Source organism: Acinetobacter sp. S4400-12, assembly GCF_024129495.1.
GTDB lineage: Bacteria > Pseudomonadota > Gammaproteobacteria > Pseudomonadales > Moraxellaceae > Acinetobacter > Acinetobacter lwoffii_C.
Genome location: NZ_JAMXYB010000003.1, coordinates 78,816 through 99,638, shown reverse-complemented (window position 1 = coordinate 99,638; position 20,823 = coordinate 78,816). Strand labels below are relative to the sequence as shown.

20 protein-coding genes and 1 other RNA gene are annotated in these 20,823 nt (G+C 43.6%); 11 read left to right on the top strand and 10 right to left on the bottom strand.

The window, feature by feature from the left end; translation table 11 throughout:
• Positions 1-267: 267 nt before the first annotated feature.
• The 3 genes from NI461_RS02840 to NI461_RS02830 all read right to left on the bottom strand — a co-directional run bounded on the left by NI461_RS02840 (position 268) and on the right by NI461_RS02830 (position 3,461).
• Positions 268-510 (bottom strand): DUF378 domain-containing protein, encoded by a 243-nt coding sequence (locus tag NI461_RS02840; RefSeq protein WP_174660058.1) that lies wholly within the window; start codon positions 508-510, stop codon positions 268-270.
• Between the two features lie 835 nt (positions 511-1,345).
• A complete protein-coding gene (pepP, locus tag NI461_RS02835) occupies positions 1,346-2,680 on the bottom strand; it encodes a Xaa-Pro aminopeptidase (RefSeq protein WP_174660059.1) in 1,335 nt (444 codons plus the stop codon).
• Between the two features lie 148 nt (positions 2,681-2,828).
• Positions 2,829-3,461 carry a UPF0149 family protein gene (locus NI461_RS02830; RefSeq protein ID WP_253156493.1) on the bottom strand — a complete coding sequence of 211 codons (633 nt, stop codon included), beginning with the start codon at positions 3,459-3,461 and terminating at the stop codon, positions 2,829-2,831.
• A gap of 64 nt (positions 3,462-3,525) precedes the next feature.
• Here NI461_RS02830 and NI461_RS02825 point away from each other — a divergent pair, with 64 nt between their 5' ends.
• The 5 genes from NI461_RS02825 (at position 3,526) to lon (ending at position 8,088) form a co-directional block, all read left to right on the top strand.
• Positions 3,526-4,083 (top strand): hypothetical protein, encoded by a 558-nt coding sequence (locus NI461_RS02825; protein ID WP_151203309.1) that lies wholly within the window; start codon positions 3,526-3,528, stop codon positions 4,081-4,083.
• Positions 4,080-4,367: a cell division protein ZapA gene (locus tag NI461_RS02820; protein WP_151203308.1), complete on the top strand. Its 288-nt coding sequence runs from the start codon at positions 4,080-4,082 to the stop codon at positions 4,365-4,367. The genes NI461_RS02825 and NI461_RS02820 overlap by 4 nt, the downstream gene beginning before the upstream one ends.
• Positions 4,368-4,465: 98 nt before the next feature.
• A non-coding RNA gene (gene ssrS, locus NI461_RS02815) (6S RNA) lies at positions 4,466-4,650 on the top strand.
• 282 nt (positions 4,651-4,932) lie between these two features.
• Positions 4,933-5,514, top strand: a complete 582-nt coding sequence (locus NI461_RS02810; protein WP_253156551.1) for a 5-formyltetrahydrofolate cyclo-ligase — start codon at positions 4,933-4,935, stop codon at positions 5,512-5,514.
• A gap of 147 nt (positions 5,515-5,661) precedes the next feature.
• The gene (gene lon, locus NI461_RS02805) at positions 5,662-8,088 is read left to right on the top strand and encodes an endopeptidase La (RefSeq protein WP_174660061.1); all 2,427 of its coding nucleotides are present in this window, start codon (positions 5,662-5,664) and stop codon (positions 8,086-8,088) included.
• Between the two features lie 79 nt (positions 8,089-8,167).
• On the opposite strand, the gene NI461_RS02800 is transcribed toward lon, so the two are convergent.
• Positions 8,168-9,115 carry a M28 family peptidase gene (locus tag NI461_RS02800; protein WP_174660062.1) on the bottom strand — a complete coding sequence of 316 codons (948 nt, stop codon included), beginning with the start codon at positions 9,113-9,115 and terminating at the stop codon, positions 8,168-8,170.
• A 154-nt stretch (positions 9,116-9,269) separates the two neighbouring features.
• On the opposite strand from NI461_RS02800, the gene rlmH reads away from it, so the two are divergent.
• The 3 genes from rlmH to NI461_RS02785 all read left to right on the top strand — a co-directional run bounded on the left by rlmH (position 9,270) and on the right by NI461_RS02785 (position 11,551).
• Positions 9,270-9,752 (top strand): 23S rRNA (pseudouridine(1915)-N(3))-methyltransferase RlmH, encoded by a 483-nt coding sequence (gene rlmH / locus NI461_RS02795; RefSeq protein ID WP_174660063.1) that lies wholly within the window; start codon positions 9,270-9,272, stop codon positions 9,750-9,752.
• Positions 9,753-9,855: 103 nt separating this feature from the next.
• Positions 9,856-10,632, top strand: a complete 777-nt coding sequence (locus tag NI461_RS02790) for a class III extradiol ring-cleavage dioxygenase (protein ID WP_174660064.1) — start codon at positions 9,856-9,858, stop codon at positions 10,630-10,632.
• 142 nt (positions 10,633-10,774) lie between these two features.
• The gene (locus NI461_RS02785) at positions 10,775-11,551 is read left to right on the top strand and encodes an META and DUF4377 domain-containing protein (protein WP_151203303.1); all 777 of its coding nucleotides are present in this window, start codon (positions 10,775-10,777) and stop codon (positions 11,549-11,551) included.
• Between the two features lie 74 nt (positions 11,552-11,625).
• Here NI461_RS02785 and NI461_RS02780 read toward each other — a convergent pair whose 3' ends face one another.
• Complete coding sequence (locus NI461_RS02780) at positions 11,626-11,802, bottom strand: hypothetical protein (RefSeq protein ID WP_174660065.1); 177 nt, start codon at positions 11,800-11,802, stop codon at positions 11,626-11,628.
• A 322-nt stretch (positions 11,803-12,124) separates the two neighbouring features.
• On the bottom strand, positions 12,125-13,468 hold the full coding sequence (gene gdhA, locus NI461_RS02775) for an NADP-specific glutamate dehydrogenase (RefSeq protein ID WP_174660066.1): 1,344 nt from the start codon (positions 13,466-13,468) through the stop codon (positions 12,125-12,127).
• A 349-nt stretch (positions 13,469-13,817) separates the two neighbouring features.
• On the opposite strand from gdhA, the gene NI461_RS02770 reads away from it, so the two are divergent.
• Together NI461_RS02770 and nth are read left to right on the top strand one after the other, a co-directional pair.
• Positions 13,818-14,609 carry an RnfABCDGE type electron transport complex subunit B gene (locus NI461_RS02770; RefSeq protein WP_253156490.1) on the top strand — a complete coding sequence of 264 codons (792 nt, stop codon included), beginning with the start codon at positions 13,818-13,820 and terminating at the stop codon, positions 14,607-14,609.
• 3 nt (positions 14,610-14,612) lie between these two features.
• Entirely contained in the window at positions 14,613-15,317 is a 705-nt protein-coding gene (gene nth / locus NI461_RS02765) for an endonuclease III (protein ID WP_253156488.1), read from the top strand.
• A 303-nt stretch (positions 15,318-15,620) separates the two neighbouring features.
• Here the strand turns inward: nth and NI461_RS02760 are convergent, their stop codons facing one another.
• From NI461_RS02760 to NI461_RS02745, 4 genes are all read right to left on the bottom strand, one after another.
• Positions 15,621-15,827: a hypothetical protein gene (locus NI461_RS02760; protein ID WP_174660068.1), complete on the bottom strand. Its 207-nt coding sequence runs from the start codon at positions 15,825-15,827 to the stop codon at positions 15,621-15,623.
• 85 nt (positions 15,828-15,912) lie between these two features.
• Positions 15,913-16,572, bottom strand: coding sequence for an adenylate kinase (gene adk, locus NI461_RS02755; RefSeq protein ID WP_151203298.1), 660 nt, complete (start codon positions 16,570-16,572; stop codon positions 15,913-15,915).
• 75 nt (positions 16,573-16,647) lie between these two features.
• Positions 16,648-17,964 (bottom strand): hypothetical protein, encoded by a 1,317-nt coding sequence (locus tag NI461_RS02750; RefSeq protein ID WP_253153270.1) that lies wholly within the window; start codon positions 17,962-17,964, stop codon positions 16,648-16,650.
• 65 nt (positions 17,965-18,029) lie between these two features.
• Complete coding sequence (locus tag NI461_RS02745; protein WP_151203296.1) at positions 18,030-18,548, bottom strand: hypothetical protein; 519 nt, start codon at positions 18,546-18,548, stop codon at positions 18,030-18,032.
• Between the two features lie 236 nt (positions 18,549-18,784).
• On the opposite strand from NI461_RS02745, the gene mrdA reads away from it, so the two are divergent.
• The gene (gene mrdA / locus NI461_RS02740; protein WP_253156486.1) at positions 18,785-20,821 is read left to right on the top strand and encodes a penicillin-binding protein 2; all 2,037 of its coding nucleotides are present in this window, start codon (positions 18,785-18,787) and stop codon (positions 20,819-20,821) included.
• Positions 20,822-20,823: the final 2 nt, after the last annotated feature.

Sequence of the window (20,823 nt, the reverse complement as noted above, 5' to 3'; positions counted from 1 at the left end):
AACCCCGGCAGGATGCCGGGGTTTTTCTTCTCTTATTTTTCATGCTGTTAATTTCTTTTAGTTTTTCTTTGGCTGAAAGTGTTTAAAAACAGCGCTTAAAATGATGAAATATCATCTTTATATCCACGGAAAGAATGAGAGAGATTTTTTAATCCATCATAAAAACGGAACCTGAGCTCCGTTTTCACTTATTAAGATTTAATAGCTTCAAGTTCCATCTCACTCAGATATCAATGATCTCTTTCTGCCATTCAGCGCATTAACGGATTAACGCACTACTCTCGAGTGAGTATCCGGATGGTGATGTATGGTTCTGCCTAATTTCGTTCCTGTATAAATTAAATATAAGGCTGACAAACCCACCAGAACATAAATAATTCGAGACAGGGTGCTCATTTCACCAAAGATTGCAGCAACTAAATCGAAATTAAATGCACCCACCAAACCCCAGTTGATTCCACCAATAATTGCCAAAGCATAAGCAATCCAGTCGATCGTATTTAGTCTCATTTGTTGTCTCCTACTCTTGTTTAAATTTACTCAGGGATCAGAGAAATTATGAAAACTAAGCTCTATTTAATATGTTGTATTGATGCTAAAAAGGCCGAAGCTGTGTTGAAGTACTGTCATCTTATAAAGTTTATTTTTTAACCGGGTTGGTTTTGTTTTGCTTATACAAGATAAACGTAAGTTGAAATTTTTCTTATTCTCAGTGAGGCTTTAAATGAGTGAGTAAAGTAGGGATCTCTTTTAACAAAATAAAATTAAAAGAACCTTTCTCTCTAAAAAATTATTTTACCAGTGACCATGTCGCTTATTTTTTTAGAGGATTTGACATATTTTTCATGGCTGGGCTGAAGGTTTGTCACGCCAGATAGCCAAGACACAGCTTAGGTTTTGCCCAGTTATCCACCAAAACAAGCGTTCTATACTGACATCTGCTCTGATAACGATTGGCAGTAATGTCGGGCAAGATATCGATACTGCCCCCTGCTCGACCATTTCAGCCATGCCTTCAAATGTAGGTATCCCGCTTCTTAAATTCAGCTCATGTCCTGGTGTTGGGGGCCTGCATGTTTATATGATCTTGTCATCCACGTCCTGAATAAAAAGCCAATATGACTCCTACACAGGAGCTTTGAATGAAACCTCAGCGTGCTGATATTAAAAGAGACTAAGGTGGAAGGATTACAACCAGATGGTCATCAATCACTGGTCCAGCGTCTTAAAGCTCCGAATTCAGGCCAGTATTTGGGCTTCTCTACAATATTTTCAGCATTCTTGTCAGATAAAATAGGGACTGAAATAAAACAGCCAGTCATCTGACTGGCTGTTTTAAATAGATTTATACAGTGCGTGCTTTAGCCATCAGTGCTTCAATTTCTTCCACTGTTTTCACTACTTTGCAGGTTAAGTTCAGCGGACCATGTTTAGTCACTACAATATCGTCTTCAATACGAATACCGATACCCCGCCATTTCGGGTCAACTGTTTCATCATCAGGTGCGATGTAAAGACCTGGCTCAATGGTCACGACCATTCCCTCTTCATAGTTACGCCAGTCACCCTCTAGCTTATAGCTACCCACATCATGAACATCCATGCCCAACCAGTGTCCGGTACCATGCATATAGAACTGGCGATAGGCTTCTTTTTCAATAATATCGTCAATATCACCTTGCATAATGCCAAGATCAAGCAGCCCTTGAACTAGAATACGTACTGCGACATGATGTGGCTGTTTATAAGAATTACCGATCTGAACCGCGTTAATTGCGGCAATTTGCGCATCAAGTACAATATTATAAAGCGCTTTTTGTTCAGGGCTAAATGTGCCACTTACCGGGAAAGTACGGGTAATATCCGAGGCATAAAATTCATATTCACACGCCGCATCGATCAGGACCAAATCACCCGCTTTTAGCGGTTTGTCATTTTCTACATAATGCAGGATACAGGCATTGTCGCCTCCACCCACAATACTGTTATAAGAAGGCACACAACCATTCTTACCAAAAATATAATTCAGCTCGGCTTCCAGAGCATATTCCATCATGCCCGGATGCACCATTTTCATGGCTTGAGTATGAGCTTGGGCTGAAATATCAGATGCAATCTGCATCAGTTCAATTTCTTTTTGATCTTTATGCAGGCGCATTTCATCCACAATGCGATCCAGCTGAATGACCTGCGCTGGTGCCGAAGTCCCGCGGCGGCTTTCACCATTGGCAGCTGCGATCCATCTGGCCACACGCGCATCAAAGTCTGCATTGTGCCCAATCCGGTAAAAAAGCTTATCCTTGTTCTGCAGCTTAAGTAAGATTTCTTCATCTAGCAGATCAATTGCATAGGCTTCATCTGCTTTATACTCTTCAATAGCGCCATCAATACCAGCCCGATAACCATTCCAGATTTCCATTTCACGGTTCCGCTCACGGCAGAACAGGCTATAGGTATAACCTTCCTCTGCGGTATCAAAGGTTTCAATGACTGCAACTGCTTCAGGTTCGGCAAAACCGGTTAAATAGAAAAAACTGCTGTCTGCTCGGTATTTATAATCTGCATCGCGGTTACGCATGGCCACCGGGCTGGTGGCAATAATGGCAATACTACGCAGACCTATTTCACCCGCGAGGATGTCACGACGTTCCTGAAAATCGGCTTGAGTCAGTTTCTTCATGAGACCTTACTTCTTGTTCATTTATATGAGGATTAAAATATGGATTAAGCGTCTGCCCTGAAAGCAGCGCAGTTCTGTTTGCTGTCAGTAACGAAAAATACCAGCAAAACATCTGCCTGTTTTCAAGACAAGTTATAAGCTGGTGGAATTAACTCGGGCGTTGAGGCGAGAAAATCTCGACCACAGATTGTGCTTCTGTAGTCGTCGCTTTGGGTTGAACTTTTTGAGTAAATTTCTGCAACAGTGGGGTTTCTTCCACAGCAACTTTCTTGCGCCCTAAGGACAGGCTGACCGGAATTAAACGCACAAACTCGTAGAGTTCCTGGTAGCTTTCTTCACCTTCGGCATCATTATCAGAATCTTCGAATTCAACTGCTGCCACATCCTGCAAATGTTCAATCAGTTCCATTTCATCATTACGGATATGTCCTGAAGCCAGTCCAAAGCCCAGCACTACCCCGGCACACCAGTCAGCCAGTGCCTGAACGCGCTCAGCCAGACTGTGCTCATCATCGGGCAATAAAGGCAGATAATCCAGTTCATCTTCTGACAGGGCATGAAACACATCTTCAGCTTCGCCGGTTAATAACTCTAATGCTTCAGGGTTCAGCTCGGGGACATCCAGCGTTTCCAAAATCTGCAACCACTCTACATTGGTCGGTGCCTGAGTCACGCAAACAATGCCAGTCAACAGACCATGTAACTCACTTGGACTAGAAATTTCTTCAATTGAAGAAAAATTGCGGTACCATTCCGTCCAACCTGAAATATCGTCTTGCATTCGTTTATCCAATCTCTATACTGCTTATATATTACCTTTGTTTGCAACACTGTGCGACCTCGATATGTTAGAAGAATTACAGCGTCTACAAGGGCATATTGGCGTTTTAAAAACGCGACTTGCCCATCTTGAACATGAGAATACCAGTTTGCGCGAGGAGCAAGAGACTTCTAATGCGCGATATCAAAATCAAATCGAACAGAAAAATAGCGTTATTACACAAAAACAACAAGAAATTGAAGGTCTAACCCAAAAGCTCTCTGAAACACGTGGACAGTTCCAGCAGTTAAATCAGGATGCCACTGCGCTGGCGGATCGTTATAGCCGTCTGGAGAAAAGCTGTACCGATCTGAAAAACCGTTTTCAGGAAATTCTGGCAGAGCGCAATGAATTACGTGCAGTAAAAGAAAAGTTATTACTTGATCAGCGTCATGCCCAACAGGAAATTCAGCGCCTGAATCAGGAAGCTGAGCGTCTGACCCAGAAAAATGAAAGTGCAAAGGCGAAAGTGGAAGTCATTATTCAGCGTCTGGCCATTTTGGGAACTGCACAAGACCAGAATGCACAGGAAATCCAGCAACTGGCCCATCCGACTGAAGTGACCGAGGAAGCATCATCATGAGTGAGCAAATCGCTATCGACTTAAGAGTACTGGGACATAGCTTCCGTCTGGCCTCCACCGCGGATAAACGTGAGGATCTGGAGCGAGCCGCCCAGTTACTCAATGAAAAATATGATGAGTTTCGTCGCAAAGCGCCCCGCATGGAGCCGAGCAAGCTGATTATTATGGTGGCACTGGAATTGATGCAGGAAGTTCTGACCATGAACAAGTCCTTGCAGCAATATGCGCATTGCGAACGTTTGTTACAAACTATTTTAGAAGAAGTAGAAGAACTCTCTGAATAAATTAAGTTTTTGTTTAAAGTTCAAGCATTCAATCCGCATGTTTACAGTTGAGGAACAGCATAGAGTTGCCTCATCCCTATTATAGTTTATACTGAGTCTTAACTCTGAGATGTTCGCCAGCCGGTCAAATTCCCCTGAGCCGATATTTAAATCTTAGGATTGAGTTCTGCATATTTAGAGTGTATGCCCATCCGGTATGGGAAACCTAGCAAGTATGCGTCTCGTCCACCTTGAACTTTAGGGTTCAAGGGTAATGACATGCAGCGGCATCTTCGGAGTGCTTGACTATTTTTCATACATTTCATTTTTTTATCTTTTTAAATTTCAATTACATTTTTAATTTTTTTGTATTGATCGGATCTGCCTCAAAAACTCTGTTTTCATGCCCGACTTAAAACTATCAATAGATTCATTTCATTCTCAAGGCTTTAGTTGTTTAAAGCTTTCTTAAAATACTATCCATATGTCTATAATATATAGGGCTTCTTTATCTTCGGTATAGCGAAGCTTTGCTGCCCTTCTCAAGCTGATCGCGAATTTTAAAGACCCTATGCTTATGACGACGATGAATCTATTTGAACTTCGAAAACAGCTCCGTAAACAACGCCGTCAACTTTCTTCCTTCCGGCAAAAACAGGCACAGCAGCGCGTTCTCAATATACTCCGCACCTTACCCGAATTTCATACCAGCAAGTCTGTCGGGATTTATTTACATGCCTTTGGGGAAATTCATACCCAAGCGCTGATTGAATACTGCTTTAAAATGGCTAAACAGGTCTATCTGCCAGTTATTTGTAATATGAACCAGCAATTGGTCTGGGTCGAGATCAGTAAGTATCAATATCGCAATAAGCGCTTTGCCCATCATCGTCTGGGAATGCGTGAACCGGTCGCAACACGTGGTCTGCATGTTTCAAAACTGGAGCTACTGATCATGCCACTTCTGGCCTGCGATACCGTAGGAACTCGTATTGGAATGGGCGGCGGATATTATGACCGTACTTTGGCATCTGCTCCTCGTCATCCTTTTCGGCTCGGTCTGGCGCATGATTTCCAGCTGATTCATCAGCCTTTGCAACGTGAAGCATGGGATCAGCCGCTTGATGCCTTAATCACGCCCTCCCTTTTACGACGCTTTAAACGTTAAATAATGTATTTCCAATGAGTTAAAGGCTTTAAAATCACATAATTAGTCATTTTTCATACAATTTAATCCTGTTTACCCTTGTAATTTTTAAATTACCCATCACTATTAAAAACATGGCAACACCGTTGTCACTCATTAGGAGTGCCCATGTCTGAAATTATTATGAATCAAGAAACCTTAGAGCCTCAGGTTCCAAGTGTATTACCACTTTTGGCGCTACGTGACGTGGTAGTTTATCCACATATGCAAATTGCGCTATTTGTCGGTCGTGAAAAATCGATCAATGCAGTTGATGTGGCTCGTAACAGTGACAATCTAGTATTTGTAGTTGCGCAAAAAGATTCGCTTACAGAAGAAATTGATCACGACAACTTATATCAATACGGTACTGTCGCGAAGATTGTGCAAGTTGTGAATCACGAAAATGATGAAAACTGTATTAAAGTCCTGATTGAAGGCCTGTATCGTGCCAAGCTCAAAACCATCATTGATGAAAATGAGTATTTGACTGCAGAGCATGAACTGAGTCCAATGAGCGTCACTGTAGATGAAGATACTCAAGCGCTTCGTCTGCAGGAACTGCGTGCGCTCTTTGCTCAATATGCCGAAGCTAAACTGCGCAATGCCCGCGAGCTGATCGCGGCTGCCAATAAAATCGAAGATTTGCTCCAGCTGCTATTTTTTGTTGCGACACGTGTACCCTTAAATATCGAAGTAAAACAGAAATTTCTGGAACACGATGAATTCGAAGCACACTTAACCGAGCTGATGACTTATTTATTGCAGCAATCTGAAGAACAGCAGATTGAGCAAACCCTGCATGACTCGGTTAAACGCCAAATGGAAAAGAACCAGCGCGAATATTTCCTGAATGAAAAAATGAAGGTCATTCAGCGCGAGCTTTCCGATATGAATGGCGGTGCAGAAGATGATGTTGCGGAAATTGAAAAGCGTCTGGCCGAAGCTGACCTGCCTGAACATGTCCGTAAAAAAGCCGAAGCTGAGTTCCGCAAACTCAAAGCCATGCAGCCGGCATCCAGTGAAGCGGCTGTGGTGCGTAACTACCTGGAAGTCATTCTCGATACACCGTGGAACAAAGCCAGCAAAGTCAGCATTAACCTGAACAAAGCGCAGGAAATTCTGGATGCCGATCACTATGGTCTGGATGATGTCAAAGACCGTATTGTGGAATATCTGGCAGTTCAATCCCGTGTGAAAAAACTGCGTGGCCCGATTCTGTGTCTGGTTGGTCCTCCTGGGGTCGGTAAAACTTCACTGGGTGAATCGATTGCCAAAGCAACCGGTCGTGAGTTTGTGCGTATGGCCTTAGGTGGTGTACGTGATGAAGCTGAGATTCGCGGTCACCGCCGTACTTATATCGGTGCGATGCCAGGTAAAATCGTACAATCACTAACCAAAGTTGGGGTTAAAAACCCGTTATTCCTGCTCGACGAGATCGACAAGATGGCTCAGGATTACCGTGGTGATCCAGCATCTGCGATGCTTGAAGTACTTGATCCATCACAAAACAACAAGTTCAATGATCACTATCTTGATCTAGATCTGGACCTGTCTGAAGTGATGTTTATCTGTACCGCGAACAGCATGAATATTCCTGAGGCCCTCTTGGACCGTATGGAAGTGATTCGTCTTCCGGGTTATACCGAAGAAGAGAAAGTTAACATCGCAGACCGTTACCTGGTGCCTAAAGCCATTAAAAACAATGGTCTACGTGCCAAAGAACTTACCGTGCATGAAGAAGCAATTCGTGACATTGTACGCTGCTATACGCGTGAAGCCGGTGTGCGTAACCTTGAGCGTGAAGTGTCGAAAATTGCACGTAAAGTGGTGAAAGAAGCCGTCAGCAAGAAAGCTAAAAACCTTCAGATTGAAGTAAATGCTGCCAATCTTCCTGACTACCTGGGTCCGCATAAATTTGACTATGGTATGGCAGAAGAAGAAGCTCAAGTCGGCCGTGTCAATGGTTTGGCCTGGACTTCAGTCGGTGGTGAATTGCTCACCATTGAAGTTGCAGCAGTCAAAGGTAAAGGGAAGTTTATTACCACAGGTTCTCTTGGCGATGTGATGAAAGAGTCGATTACTGCGGCCATGACTGTGGTTCGTACCCGTGCCGATGAGCTGGGTATCGAAGCTTCACGCTTTGAGGAAACTGATGTACACGTGCATTTACCGGAAGGTGCCACCCCTAAAGATGGCCCATCTGCTGGCTTGGCATTAACCACGGCGCTGGTCTCTGCGTTTACTGGGATTCCGATCCGTCCAGACATTGCTATGACTGGTGAAACCAGCCTGAGTGGCCGTGCAATGCGTATCGGCGGCCTGAAAGAAAAGCTGCTTGCGGCACATCGTGGAGGTATCAAACTGGTATTCATTCCACAGGCAAATATACGCGATCTTGCGGAAATTCCTGAGAATGTTAAAGAAGGCCTGGAAATTAAAGCGGTGAAATCGATTGATGAAATTTTACCACTGGCTTTGATGGATATGCCGAAAGCACTGGTTAAAGCTCCCCTTGTAAAAGCCAATGAAGAAGCCAAAGCAGCGCGTCATTAAGATTGCTATGCTATAAAAAATTACCCTGCTCTGGCAGGGTAATTTTTTATCTGGGTATATGGTTAAAATTAAAAACTGCCTAAAATTTCAAAGCCAAATCCACCACACTATTGACGACATCTGCCATTTTATTCAAATCCAGCTTATCGACCGTATCCAGTGGCGTATTATAATAAGGGTTGCGATAATGCGCTGTATCGGTAATCAAAAGCGTAGAATAATTAAATTTGGCATAATTCAAATAACCCGAAAAGTCGATATTTTGCAAAAAGGCCGGGCTAATAAATCGTTCACACTCTAAACGGGAAAGACGCTGCATCGACTCACAATAGTGAGTGACCATTCCGGCTGAAGCCAGATGACCAATCGCCGCAATAAAGTTCCCTTCGCTTGGATAGATCCATTTTAAACCAGCCGGATAGGTTTGTACCTGGTTATCGTTAAAATAGCCGATTGAATCCAGAATGATGACTCCTCTAATTTTCTGTTTCTGAGTTTTTAACGATTTTGCATGAATGTAACTACCCATATATTCAGACTTAAAATAAGGGGGTTCCTCTAGGGTATAAAAGGCAAACTCGACATTGTGTTCTAGTTTGGTCTTTTGTAAAGCCAGCAACCGTGCAGCTTCCAGTGCTCCTGCAACACCAGAGGCATTATTGTCCGCGCCAGCCTGCTCACCTTGTGCATCATAATGCGCTCCCAGCACCAAGGTCTTTTCCGCTTTGGCATCCAGACGGCAAATGACATTACGATAGCTCAGATGATTGACAACATAAGTTTGAAACTGGCAAGGGATACCAAATAGTCGCATCTGCTGCTTGATCCAGGCTGAAACCCGATTGAGTTCTTCGACATTCTTAAAATTCCGAAATTCATCAATATTAACAATCTGGTTAATAAACAGTTTTAGGTGCCCTGCTTGAGCACTTTTGGCAATATTGGCTTGACTTGCTGTAGAACACAGCAATCCCCAACTCAACAGAAGAACCGTAATACATCCTTTTAAAATAACGCTGGGCCGCATTCTTATTATTCCATGGCTTTATTATCAAGCGGAGACTTGAACTCGGTTTATTAAAGCAACATCACTCCCAGTATTTCAATTGCAATTTGTTTCACCGCTCAACTTCATGTTAGGAGATCGTTATAATGGCGTATCCAATGATTGATTCTCTATTATGAAAATTCGTATCCTGACCATTGGTCAGAAAATGCCGGCTTGGGTATTAACTGGCTTTACAGATTATTTTAAGCGCATTCAGCCCTTTGTCCAGACGCAGGTGATTGAATTACCTATGGCCAAACGTGGGAAAAATGATTCTGAAGCCGATATTTTGAAATACCGCAATATTGAAGGTGACAGCATCTTGAGTGCGTTGAAACCAAATGAAGTGCTGATTGCGCTGGAAGTGGGGGGTCGTGAATTGAGTACCGAAAAGCTGGCTAAAACCATGAAAAGCTGGATGCTGGAAGGTCAGGATATTGCGTTAGCCATTGGTGGACCGGACGGACATTCAGAAGCTGTGCGTAAGGCAGCCGTCTGGCACTGGTCGCTCTCTAAACTCACCTTACCGCATCCGCTGGTACGTGTAATGCTGATCGAACAGCTGTATCGTGCCATGAGCATCAACCATAATCATCCTTATCATCGCGCTGGCTAAGCGCAGTTGTTCTGTATTTGCAACGTTTTGTTGAATAATCACGCCTGCTCCTGATGCTCTTTTTTGGGCATTATTGAAACATCTGACTGATATGGTTTGAATTATGAACTTACAAACCCTGCCCGGCTTATTTATTTCTCATGGCTCTCCAATGCTGGCACTTAACCCGGAGCAGGTAGGCCCGGCCTTACAGCGTCTGGCGTTGAATTTACCGCGTCCGCAAGCCATTGTGGTGATGTCTGCACACTGGGAAAGTGAGGTACTGGAAGTGAATACCGGTATTCGTCCAGAAACCTGGCATGACTTTCGCGGCTTTCCGCCGGAGCTGTACCAGCTCCGCTATCCAGCACCGGGTAATCCTGAACTGGCAGAACAGATTCTGAATATGTTTGCCAATGCCGGATTCTCGGCACATGCCAACAGTGTCCGTCCACGTGATCATGGTGTCTGGATGCCGCTATTGCATATGTATCCCGAAGCAGATATTCCAGTGGTGGAAATCTCTCTGCCGATGTCAATGAGTGCCGAGGAGATTTATGGGATCGGTCAGACCTTGGCTGTGTTACGTGAGCAGCAGGTGCTACTGATCGGTTCTGGCAGTATTACCCATAATCTGGCTGAATTATCCTGGCAAGGAAATACTGACGAAGTTCCAGAATGGGCATCGACTTTCCGCAATTATGTGGTGAACAAACTGACCCATAGTGACTTTAATACAGTACTTGACTGGCAATCGCTCCCTCATATCAAGCGCAACCATCCAAGCTTGGAGCACTTTACCCCATTGTTCTTTGCCATGGGTACCGGGCACCGCTTCAGCATTGTGCATAGTAGCTTTAGCATGGGTTCCTTAGGCATGGATATTTACCGTTTCGATTAAAATTTAAAGCAACTTTCATCAATTAACAAAAAAATATCAATGGATACACTTTGAAACCAAAAAAAACTGAATGTATCCATTTTTTTTAAAAGCTGATCATATATGATGTATCTTGTTATTTTAAATCAAGAACTTGAATCTAATGAAACTAAAACTTCTAGCACTTGCACTCTTCCCACTTGCACTGACTGCTTGCCAATCATCTGAGATTCAAAAAGTAGGAGATTTGGCTGTGTCTGTACTACAACAACAAAATGCAGATCAGACTTTGGCAAATTACCATTGGAGTGCTAACACAGCAGATGCCCCAAAACCTCTGGTTTTAAAGTTTGACAAAGCAGGCCGTTTAGGAATTTCTACCAGCTGTAACGGTATGGGAACCAGTTGGAAAGTTGAAAATAACCAGATCGTGACGGGCAACCTGGCGGCTACTCAAATGGCCTGTGAGCCTAAAGCCATGGCACAAGAAAAAGTTGCAGCAGATTTATTTGAAAACCGTAAAGTCCCATTCGTTTTAAACTTGAATGATCCACAAGCTCCAACACTGACTATTGTCTCTGTGAAAGGCGAAAAAATTGTCTTCACTGGTAAGCAAACCGCTGAATCAAAATATCAAAGTGAAGGTGAAACCATTTTTCTTGAAATTTCACCAGAAACCAAAGCATGCACAGGTGTAACAGCACAAACTTGTCTCCAGGTTCGTGAAATCAAATATGCTGACAATGGCGTAAAAACCCAAGTCAATAAAGACTGGACATTATTCTATAACTCTATCGAAGGTTTTACACATAACCCTAAAGAGCGCCAGATCGTGCGTATCAAACGTTATGAAGTTAAAAATCCAGCAGCGGATCATTCCAAATATGCGTATGTTCAAGACATGATTATTGAACGTGAAACAGTTAAGGGTTCACTTTAATTTTTAAGTCGATATAAAATGTATGGAAAACCGATGTTAAGGCATCGGTTTTTTCAGTTTTTACTCCCCTTCACTCAGGGATCATCATTTTCTATAATTTTTAAATATGGAATATTGATCATGCAGATAAAAAGAAATATGTAAGCCATCAAAGCATTCAGCTTATTTTCTATATTTTTATTGCTATCAACTTGCCGAAATACAACCATAGAGAAAACCACTCCGACAACACCCTTTAAATCCTCAGTCACGTTTTTATGTCATGAAATATTAGAATAAACAGGTGGATATCATGCCACCCAACACTAACCTAAAGTCACTTCAAAAATGGTCATCAGTATATTGTTTACGGTATCTCTTATATTTCTGATATAAAAATTATAATGCTGAACTTTAGCAAAATTCGCATCGAAGTCAATTTAGAAGATCAAACTCCAACACTGTGATTAAGCTTCCATCCTGATCGAATGATATTTTAGAGTAACTGCCCTCGCTTAGGTCTGGACTGTTTTTTGTAAAGACAATAAAAAAACCGAGGCAAAATCCTCGGTTTTTATTTAGCTATATTCAAATTTAGAATACACCCTGTGCAAGCATCGCATCCGCTACTTTAACGAAGCCGGCAATATTTGCACCATTTACATAGTTCACAGTGCCATCTTCTTGCATACCGAATTTCACACAGTTACGATGAATTTCTTTCATGATTGCATGCAAGCGCTCATCGACTTCTTCAAATGTCCAACCTAAACGTAAAGCGTTTTGAGACATTTCCAAACCAGAAGTAGCTACACCACCTGCATTTGAAGCTTTACCTGGCGCATAAAGAATTTTCGCTTCAACGAACTTCTCAACTGCTTCCAGCGTAGAAGGCATATTTGCACCTTCCGCCACACAGATCACACCATTTGCTAGCAGAGCTTCAGCATCAGACTCATCCAGCTCATTTTGTGTAGCACATGGAAGCGCAATATCACACTTGATGGACCAAGGGCGCTTACCTTCCAGATACTCAAAACCATGCTTGGACGCAAATTCGGAAATACGGCCACGTTTTACGTTTTTCAGTTCCATCACTTCAGCCAACAAGGCATCCGTAAAACCGTCTTTAATGTATACCGTACCCCCTGAGTCAGAGAGTGAAACAACTTTAGCACCCAAATACATCGCTTTTTCAGCTGCGTACTGTGCAACGTTACCTGAACCTGAAATGGTCACTACTTTATCTTTGAAGCTTTCGCTACAGCTCTTAAGCATTTCCTCAGCGAAATACACAGCTCCGTAGCCTGTTGCTTCTGGACGAGCCAGTGAGCCACCGAAAGTCAGACCCTTACCGGTGAATACACATGAAGTGTCATTGCTGAGCTTCTTCATCATACCCGCCATATAGCCCACTTCACGGCCGCCTACACCAATATCGCCCGCAGGAATATCGGTGTCCGACCCTAAATGACGGTATAACTCAATCATCAGAGACTGGCAGAAACGCATGATTTCGCCTTCTGACTTGCCCTTAGGATCAAAGTCGGAACCACCTTTACCACCGCCCATAGGCAATGTAGTCAGGGCATTTTTAAATGTTTGTTCAAAGCCCAAGAATTTCAGGATAGACAGGTTCACCGATGGGTGAAAACGCATGCCACCTTTAAATGGACCAATCGCTGAGTTATATTGCACGCGAAAAGCACGGTTGACATGGGTTTGACCTTGGTCATCCACCCAGGCAACACGGAACTGGATCACGCGCTCTGGTTCAACTAGACGTTCAAGCAAACCGTGGGCTGCGTATTGTGGATTTTTCTCGATAAATGGCCACAAGCTGGTCATCACTTCTTCAATCGCTTGAAGAAACTCTGGTTGATGTGCATCACGTGATTTTACGTAATCTAGGAACTCATTAAGTGTGTTGTATTTCAACGCTTAATCCTCAGCAGAAAATGGATCAAAATTGGTCAAATTTACAATCAATGTTAAATTTTGGCGCAAAATATTAAATATCTTTTGTAACTAATCTACAATACTTTTTTGAAAAAATCTTTAAAATTAATTTGATAACAAATATTTATACACATTATAAAAATTTTTCCTCTGTTAGAAAATGCTAATTGAGTCCATCCGAAATTCTGCCTTTATGTCTAAAAAACAAGGCACTAAATGCTAAAAAATCCTGCCCATCATGTGACTTTAAATTTATGTTAAAATTGAAAAAACGACATATTTTGTTTCACTTATACTAAAGCTCAAGCAAGAGCAGCTCTGGTTATTCATGACTTCGCAAATTTCTCTCATCCAGTCCATTGATGCTTTACTGCCCCAAACCCAATGTGGTTTATGTGGTCATCGTGATGGTTGCTTACCTTATGCCCAATCTATTGTTGAGGGTGAAAATGCAAATAAATGTGTACCAGGAGGACAGCCGGTTGCGGATGCTCTGGCCACATTATTAAATCGCACTAAACTTCCGGCCGAAAAAAGTGTCTGGCCGATCCAGGCCGATGGCCGGCCACAGCGGATGAAAGCGGTTATTCGTGAAGATGAATGCATTGGTTGTACCAAATGTATTAGTGCATGTCCGGTAGATGCAATTATTGGTTCAGGCAAACTCATGCATACAGTTTTGACTGAGCTTTGCACCGGCTGTGAATTATGTATTCCTCCTTGCCCGGTCGATTGTATTGATCTGGTCGAGGATCAGCAGCCTTTAGCTACAGATGCACAGCGTATCACTGAGCAGAATGACCTGCGTCAACGTTACTATGCACATATCCAGCGTGAAGAGAAACGCCGAATGAACCGCAAGGGTCCAGTGGTACGGGCTGAAATCAATACTGCCCTATTTGCACAATTTTCTGCCCAGGTTGAGCAGGTTCCGGCTATTGAAGTCATCCAGAAACCGGCAGATGAGGTGGTCATCTCAGATGCGCAAACGACGATTGAACTTGCCAAACTCCGCACGCAAATCAAGAAGCTGGAAAAACAGCTTTCTGTACGTGAAAATGAACAGAAACGTATACAGCTTGAGGAATTACAGCAGAAATTACAGGGATTACAAGGATAAAATATGAGTACCGCAAGCCATAAGCCTGTAAAAAACATGACTAAGAAACAGGTTCAAATCTTTTTTGAGCGCTTAAGAGCGCAGCGTCCAGATCCCAAAACTGAACTGAATTATTCTAGCCCATTTGAACTGTTGGTGGCCGTAACCCTGTCTGCCCAAGCAACCGATGTCAGCGTGAATAAAGCCACCGACAAGCTGTTTCCAGTGGCCAATACTCCCGAAGCAATTTATGCCTTGGGCGTAGACGGCTTAAAGGAGTATATCAAAACCATTGGTTTATATAATTCAAAAGCGGTTAACGTCATTAAAGCCTGTGAAATACTCATCACGAAACATAATAGCGTGGTGCCGGACAATCGTGCTGATCTGGAAGCTCTGCCCGGCGTAGGCCGAAAAACCGCCAATGTGGTGTTAAATACGGCTTTTGGTCAGCCGACCATGGCTGTAGATACCCATATTTTCCGGGTAGGTAATCGTACAGGTCTGGCCGTGGGTAAGAATGTACTGGAAGTAGAACACCGCCTAGTGAAAGTCATTCCCAAGGAGTTTATTGTCGATGCCCATCACTGGCTAATTCTGCATGGCCGCTACTGTTGTATCGCACGCAAGCCTAAATGTTCTGAATGTGTGGTCGCCGATGTCTGCAACTGGCCGGACCGTTTTGAATTTGGCGCAGGCCAAGCCATTCCAGTAAAAAGTATTGATTAATCTTTTCAGTTAAGTTCTGAGGAAATGAAAAGCTCTTATAAATTGCTTGTCTTTGGTTAACGCCGAGAGTAGAGAGTCATCATGCTGAATAGTTTGAAGTGGGGTTTGTGAATAGAGTTCATCTCAGAACAATCAGCCTGAATAGTGGTGTCGAGCTGGGTAATAAGGAATTTTATACATACCAGGCTTTCCCCGCCAAGTCAGCAGAAGTGAGTTGGCAACTAAGGAAAAAATCGAGCGCCTAGCGTAAAAAATATAATTCTTGCATCCTTTACTCCTCAGCTGACTTTTTGTTTCCGGTATTTATTTCTTGTCTTGCTCAGCTTGTTCTTGCTTGGCCCGATCAAGTTCAGCTTGTAATTTTGGATGCAGCTGACGCATAGGTACTTTACCCATATTTTCTGTGCGCTCTTCTTTCTGAACTTTTCTTAGCATTTTAAAGCTCAATACAAACAGGCCTACCAGGACAACCAAACAAAGTCCTATTCCAAGCAATATCGCAATTTCCACAGTGGTCAGCCCTTTTCAATCAACCATAAAAAAGAGCCCTAATATGACTTAGAGCCCTTTTAAAGTCAAAATTATCGAAAATCGATTATTTTGTTTGGTCCAGAACCGCGAAAAGATCAGCCTGAACATCTTCGATTGGACGTAAACCGTTTAGCTTGTCATAAGTCGGCGCATTTTCACCAGATGCTGCACGGCTCTGATAGAAGCTCACCAACTGCTCAGTTTCAGTGTGGTATGAACCCAGGCGCTTACGAATTGTCGCTTCCTGATCATCAGGACGTTGAACCAGATCTTCACCCGTTTCATCGTCTTTACCTTCCACCTTAGGTGGATTGTAAATAATATGATAAACACGACCAGAACCCGGATGCTGGCGACGGCCAGACAGACGTTTTACGATTTCTTCATCCGGTACATCAATTTCAATCACATGATCAATATCGATGCCTTCTTTTTCCAGCGCTTCAGCCTGTGGAATAGTACGTGGGAAACCGTCAAAGATACAGCCATTTACACAGTCAGGCTGTGCAATACGTTCTTTGACCAGTCCAATAATTAATTCATCAGAAACCAAACCGCCATTATCCATGACGTTTTTAGCTTGTAGACCTAATTCAGTTCCTTCACGAATCGCAGCACGGAGCATATCACCGGTTGAAATTTGTGGGATATTGTAGCGCTTACAGATCAACTGAGCTTGTGTACCTTTACCTGCTCCAGGTGGTCCGAGTAAAATAATGCGCATATATAAACATCCTCATTTAAACAATATGTATGACGCCACGACCACAATCTTCTGATTGTGTCCCCCGGCATCTCATTATAAGAAAGCCACAAACAAATGGATTAAACCCGCAATAAAACCGGTGACACCACCCAATACAATCAGGATCCATTCGTCTTCCTGAAATGCAGGACGTAACAGATTCTGAAACTCCTTCGGTGTCAGCTCGCGTATGCGGTCTCTAAACATTTGATAGATCTTCTGTGCACGGCTCGCATTAAATGCAGGGTCGCATACAGGCACCATCGTAATTTCAATCGAGCGATCGATCAAGTCTGTCTTGAGTTTTGCATACTCTTTGGGTCCTAAAGACAACTGTAAAGAGGTCCGAACCAACGGTGTTTCCATAATTTCGTTAATATGGCGTTTGACAATACGGCGAGTCTTATCTTTTCGACTGCCATACATCATTTCAGTCATGATTGATTTTAGCGTAATCAGATCTTCTGTGACTACACTTGCAAAAACATCAGAGACTTCTTCCTGACGTTTCATAAAGGCACCTTGTATGTTATAGGTGCTAATTCGTGGAATTACCGGCTTGATCCAAGGGAAGCTGCGATCGGCAGTCCGGGCGAAGAATTGCGGATACTTGATATAGTGCGGCTCCACTGGATTAAATACCATCCAGATGGCAATCCAGTTGGTCAGAAAGCCCCAGATTGCTGCCCAGAACGGTACAGTCCAGTGCCAAGGCACCACAAACCACACTATCATCTGGAACAGACCAAAGAGCATTCCGATCAGGGCGCTAATATGCCAGATAAAGTTAATTTCTTTTTGCCCGACTTTAAGGAACATGCGTACCATTAAACGCCGGTCACCTTCCATTTGGCTGACCACCATCTCCCGCATATTGACCAGTGACTCGACGTTCATGGTCAGCTCGGTCACAAGTTCTTTTAAGGTACTTGGCAGCTGCTTATGGGCCTGGGCATAAATACGGCGTTTAATAGAATAAGGTAAATTTTCCCAAAGTACCGCATTACGGTCGATCATCACTTCATCAATCAGGTGCTCAAGCTCAAAACTCACCTGTTCACCAATAATACGAGCCATATCATCTGGATCCATGGCATTTAAAAACTCATGCAACGAGCCCAGTTTAGATAAAGTATTATCTGTGATAATTCCCGAAATACGTCCAGCTTTACGCGGTACGATCCCCTGCCATCCCACAGGTAGAGGGCCTATATGAAAACCCCAGAAGTTGATTGGATAAAACACCATTTTCAGTGCCATCCATACGTGTGCCCACGTTACAAATGCAGTGACCGGGATAATGCTGAGCACGGCCCAGAAATCCGGGCGATTCAAAAAGACTTGCCATAACTCGTTGACGTACTCAAGCATGCATAACTTCCATATTTAATTTTTTGTTCACAGTATACACGTATTAATAAAGTCAAATATTTTCTCTATAAACCGATACTTAAAGTATAGGAAAATTGTAGCCGCGGTTCAGTTTCAGCCACCACCCGGCCGTTTCGGTCTTCTAGTTTCTCACCTGCCCCTATCCCGATACTAAAGCTGCTGATCCGCTCTGAGTTCAGCAAGACGTAGGCCAGATCAACGCCTGCACCCAAGCGAGCTTTATCTTGGCGGTCTACCTGTTTAGTATCAATATGTCCTGCATAAGCTCCAATATAATAACCATTTTTATCTTTACCTGTGAGGTGGGCCGGGTAACGAAAGCCAACTTGTGCTCCCACAGTCTTGTCATCGTTGATAAAGACACCACCTTTCACATAAGCAATCCCATAAGGATTCACCCATTCAGTATTTAAATGGAGCATTTTCTGGGTCAACCCTGCTCCGATATTCCAAGTTTTGGGTTGCTGATCATTTAACTGGGCCTGCCTGTGATTGTCCTGGGCATAGGCAGAACCCGCAACTGCCCATAAAGCACACATTAACAAAGGGTAAACTTGGTTCATTCCTTCACCATCATCCTTAATTATATTTTTTGGTAGAGCTCTATTTTTATTTAATTTCGACTTTAGCAGAATTATCCAGACTGTTATAGGCAGCAGCTTATAATTTTCATGTCTACAAAGTCAAAACGTCGTCGCCATCTCATTTTGCAGCTGTTTTTTCGTTATCAAATTAAGAACAGTTGCGTTAGAATACTCCACTTTGATTCTTTTCTCTCAGGTCTTAAGTCGATCGCGTTATGAAGCAGCACTTTCCTTTAAAAAATGCACAACAAGAAAAGCGCATCTATCGCAATCGGGTCATGATTTCGTTTGGAATCGTCATTTTCTTTATGCTGCTGCTGGTATGCCGCTATGCTTACCTGCAAATTTTTAATTTTGAAACTTTTTCCACGGCTTCTGACCAGAACCGGATTCGCCTGCAACCTTTAGCGCCCGCACGGGGATATATCTATGACCGTAACGGGGTGCTTTTAGCCGATAATTATCCAGTTTTTACAGCAACGTTAAGCCGTGCAGATGTCAAGGATATTGACCAGACTATTGAGCAACTCAAGCCAATTTTAGACCTGAGCGAAGAAGATATCCAAGGTTTTCAGAGCCGGATTAAAACCGCTCGTCGTACCGAACGGGTCTCGATTAAACTGAACCTGAATGAAAGTGATATTGCACGTTTTAGTGAAGTGAAATATCAGTTCCCAGGTGTCAACATTGAGACCCAGATGACCCGCTATTATCCGCATGGTGAGCTGTTTGCTCATGTCATCGGTTATGTAGGCCGTATTAATGACAAAGAACTCAAGTCGATCGATAAAGACCTGTATGCCGGCACCAACCTGATCGGGAAGATTGGGGTAGAAAAATCCTACGAGGAATTACTGCACGGAGTTCCGGGCAATGAATCGGTTGAAGCCGATGCCTTTGGTAATGTATTGCGTCATCTCGGCCGTAAAGACCCAGTCCGTGGCAATGACCTGTTCCTGTCTTTGGACTATGGCCTGCAAGTTGTTGCCTCAGAGCAGCTGGCTGGACGCCGTGGTGCCATTGTGGCCATGAATCCGAAAACTGGAGAAATTCTGGCCCTGGTCTCTAGCCCCAGCTTTAACCCGAACCTGTTTGTAACCGGAATTAGCCACAAGAACTATAGTGCATTAAGAGATAACCTCGACCAGCCGCTTTATAACCGTGCTGTACAAGGGGTATATCCGCCGGGTTCCACCATTAAACCCATGTTTGGACTGGGCGGGATTCATTATGGTTATGTGGACTGGGATACCACCATTTCTGATCCGGGTTATTTTAGCCTGCCTGGCGATAGTCACCGTTTCCGTGATCATAAAAAGACCGGGCATGGTGCAGTCGATATGCATAAGGCACAGAACGTTTCCTGTGATACCTATTTTTATGTGCTGTCCTATCGCATGGGTATTGAAAAAATGGATACCTGGATGCGCCAGTTCGGTTTTGGTGAAAAAACCGGTGTAGATCTGCCCAGTGAAAGTTCAGGACTTTATCCTAACCCAGATTGGAAAATGCGTACCCGAAATGCTAAATGGCTACGTGGTGAAACCATTTCAGTCAGTATTGGTCAGGGCGCCTTTACTGCAACCCCTTTACAGCTCGCGATGGCGACAGCTATTACTGCCAACCATGGCAATAAAGTCGTTCCACACGTCCTGCGAGAAAGCCGTGGCGCCAAATCCTTCCAGGTACATAATGGCACGCATGGCAAAATTAAATTTAATGGAAGCGATGAAGACTGGATTAAAATGCGTGATGCCATGGTTGACGTCATCCAGACCGGGACCGGCCGTGGGATTCGTGGGGGCTTACAGTATTCAATTGCAGGTAAAACCGGAACGGCACAGGTTAAAAGTATTGCTCAAGGAAAGCGCTATAACGAAGCCTTACTGAATGAACGTCAGCTTGACCACGGTTTATTCGTCGGTTTTGCGCCAGCAGAAAGTCCTGAAATTGCCATTGCAGTGATTCTGGAAAACGGCCGCGGTGGTAGTGCGGCTACAGCACTTGCCCGTCCGATCTTCGACTATTGGCTGCTCCACAAGGACAAAAATCCAGTACGTCCACACAACCATCAGTTAAGTGGTGGCCTGATGACTGCGGGGATCAAACCTGGTGAATTGCCAAGTGGTGAAAGTCTGCTCAGTCCAAATTCAGCCGGCACAACGAATACATCTAACAACGCGGCAGCTTCTCCCTCAGGCAATGCTTCAGCTCCCGCAAACCCTGCACCTGCTTCTATAGAGCGAGATTAGCC